Origin of the sequence: Clostridium vitabionis, from assembly GCF_015351765.1 — a bacterium.
Lineage (GTDB): Bacteria > Bacillota > Clostridia > Lachnospirales > Lachnospiraceae > Clostridium_R > Clostridium_R vitabionis.
In genome coordinates this window covers 1-2,204 of record NZ_JADKQA010000025.1, presented here as the reverse complement: position 1 = coordinate 2,204, position 2,204 = coordinate 1, and the positions used below count along the sequence as shown (strand labels likewise).

Annotated in this window: 2 protein-coding genes; both read right to left on the bottom strand. The window is 46.9% G+C overall.

The annotated features are described in order from the left end of the window. Window positions 1-561 (bottom strand): restriction endonuclease subunit S (locus ISF27_RS13095; RefSeq protein ID WP_235986445.1); only part of this gene is annotated, 561 nt, incomplete at its 3' end. Next, complete coding sequence (locus ISF27_RS13090; protein ID WP_194611906.1) at window positions 551-2,059, bottom strand: type I restriction-modification system subunit M; 1,509 nt, start codon at window positions 2,057-2,059, stop codon at window positions 551-553. The genes ISF27_RS13090 and ISF27_RS13095, both read right to left, overlap by 11 nt. Between the last annotated feature and the right edge of the window lie 145 nt (window positions 2,060-2,204).

The following is a 2,204-nucleotide window of genomic DNA, read 5'->3' as shown; positions in this document are numbered from 1 at the left end:
CAGAATTCCGGGCTGCACTGTACGGTTGGCAGCCGTCCAGATACCTTTGCAGTTTGCTAAAATTGGACCCAATGTTGAGCAGACACTATTTAACTCGATTTTTTCGTCTATCACTTCCAAGATACCAGCAATTTTGCATTGGTCTTCATACGAGAGCTCAGGCACTTCGTATTCCATAATGGCTTTTTTATCACCACGAGGCATCTTTGTTCCCTTTGATGTAGCCATTGAATAATCAAAAAAAGTTTCATCCGCCAGCACATAATGTAAGAATTTGCTGCTTACTCCATCCTTTGCCCTAAAGACAAGAACATCGTTAGAACATCCTCCGTCGAAAGTTGCATACCATATCTTCTTAAAATACGGTCGAATATTCGAGACCAGAACATCATTCTTCATAAAAGCCTGCGTCTGTTCTTGAGTAGGTAAGGATGCGGCTTTAGTTATACCACCTTTGTTCGGTAGCATATTCTCGGTTGAAATATAGGTGTTCTCATCAAGAGCCGACACCTTTATTTTCCCTTTTGCGTACTCGCAGATATCTGAAAGTTTATATTTCATACCCAATCGCCCCCAGCTTCTTTCTGATTTCATCCTCGAGTTCATGCGACTTCTTGAACATTTCAGAAAGCTCAGAAGTCAGACGGTCCATTTTCTCTTCGAACGGTTCACCATCCTCTTCCTGTTCTTCGATACCGACGTAACGACCGGGTGTTAGGATGTAGTCCTGCTTTGCAATGTCCTGCGTGGTTGCAACAGCACAGAAGCCCTTCACATCCTCGAGCGTTCCGTTCTGGAAAGCGGAGAAGGTTTCTGCGAGCTTCTGGATATCCTCGTCGGTGAAGTCGCGGTGCTTGCGGTCGACCATGTGACCCATCTTGCGGGCGTCGATGAAGACTGTCTTGCCTTTCTGCTTTTTGTTCTTAGTGATGAACCAGAGGGTGACCGGGATTGTGACGCTGTAGAAGAGCTGCGTCGGCATGGCAACAATGCCTTCAATCAGGTCATCATTGATAATATTCTTACGGATTTCCCCTTCACCGCTGGATTGAGTTGAGAGTGCGCCGTTTGCCAGCACCAGACCAATTTTTCCATTCGGCGCAAGGTGGAAGATCATGTGCTGAATCCACGCATAGTTGGCGTTTCCGGCAGGCGGAAGGCCATATTTCCATCGTTTGTCATCCTTCAGTTGTTCTTGTCCCCAAGGATGATAGTTAAACGGCGGATTCGCGAGAATATAATCTGCCTTGAGTGTCGGGTGCAGATCATTCGTGAAAGTATCTGCATTGTACGGTCCGAGGTCTGCGTCAATGCCACGAATTGCCATATTCATCTTCGCCATCTTCCAGGTGTCCGGATTCGCCTCCTGACCATACACGGAAATCACGCCGCGGTTATGGCTGTGTCCCTCGGCAAATCGCTCACTCTGTACAAACATTCCACCGCTCCCACAGCAACAATCATAGACGCGAGAGTTCGCCTCCGGCTTCAGAATCGCAACCAATGTTTTAACGATACTGGACGGCGTGTAAAATTCACCGCCACCGACACCTTCCTTCTCGGCAAACTGTGCAATGCAGTATTCATAGGTACGACCTAGTAAATCCTCGCTCGCCTTCGTGTCTGACATGTCAATGTTGTTCGTAAAGATATCGACGACTTCACCGAGAACCTTTTTATCCAAATCTGGTGAAGCGTAATTCTTTGGAAGAACACCTTTAAGACTCTTGTTGTCATCTTCAATGGCACGCATCGCTGTATCGATCACCGTACCAATCTCAGGAGTGTGTGCCGACGCTGCAATTGTTTCCCAGCGAGCCTCCTTCGGTACAAAGAAGATATTATCCATCAAATAGGCATCCGGATCATCTTCGAATCCATCGCCATCTGCGACGAGTTTTTTGTATTGTGCGTCGAACGCTGCGGAAATATACCGTAGAAAGATGAGACCTATGATTACTTTTCTGTATTCCGCTGCCGGAATGTGTCCCCACAACACACACGCAGCGTCCCATATCTGTTTTTCAAAGCCAATGTTGGCATTTGTTTTTTCAGCCATTTTATATCCTCCAAAAATTCCGCAAATTGCAATAACAAGTTGAACACCCTCCGCTAGGCAGTAGCCTGGTAGATTCGGTCGATTTCCTCCTCGAAGATTTCATCCGGGGTTCTATAACCCAGGACCTTCCTCGGGAGACAGTTAC